The organism is Pseudooceanicola lipolyticus (assembly GCF_002786325.1).
GTDB classification, from domain to species: Bacteria; Pseudomonadota; Alphaproteobacteria; order Rhodobacterales; family Rhodobacteraceae; genus Pseudooceanicola_C; species Pseudooceanicola_C lipolyticus.
Genome location: NZ_PGTB01000425.1, coordinates 1 through 592 on the forward strand (window position 1 = coordinate 1; position 592 = coordinate 592).

At 69.9% G+C, this 592-nt stretch carries 2 protein-coding genes; one reads left to right on the forward strand and one right to left on the reverse strand.

The window, feature by feature from the left end; all coding sequences use genetic code 11:
- On the reverse strand, positions 1–225 hold a 225-nt coding region (locus CVM52_RS28040; protein WP_306372797.1), incomplete at its 3' end, for a winged helix-turn-helix domain-containing protein.
- A 73-nt stretch (positions 226–298) separates the two neighbouring features.
- Here CVM52_RS28040 and CVM52_RS26405 point away from each other — a divergent pair.
- The coding region (locus CVM52_RS26405; protein WP_205965049.1) for a glucokinase at positions 299–592 on the forward strand (294 nt) is incomplete at its 3' end.

The following is a 592-nucleotide window of genomic DNA, read 5'->3' on the forward strand; positions in this document are numbered from 1 at the left end:
CAGCTCGGCGGTGATGGTGGTGACGGTGGCGCGGCTGATGCCGGTCTGCTCGGCCAGCTCGATGCGCGGGCTGCGCCCGGCGCGGCGGATCTGCCCCAGCAGCCGCCGCCTTCCATATTCCCGTTGCAATACCGCCATCCGACCCACCTGTCGCCCGGCGCCGGCCGGCCCCCGCTGCGCCGGCGGCAGACACCTGCGGGCCGCCAGCCGAACCAGATTAGGCATTTAAATTTGATTTTCAAATTAAAATGCCCCAGCATCGGCAGACCCACTCGATGCAGCGGCCCGGAGGACCAGAATGACAGGCGACCCCGCCGCGACGGCGCAGAATTCGGCCCAGGCGCTGATTGCCGATGTCGGCGGCACCAATACCCGCATGGCGCTGGTGGATGCCGCCGGTACGGTCCGCGACAGCGCCCGCTTTGCCAATGACGACCATGCCGGGTTTGCCGGCGTGCTGGCGGCCTATCTCGGGCCCCGCGACCTGCCGCCGCTTGATGCCTGCTGCATCGCCGTGGCCGGGCCGGTCACGCCGGGCCGCGCCAGGCTCACCAACCGCGACTGGCGCTTCGATCCAACCGCCATCGCCGCC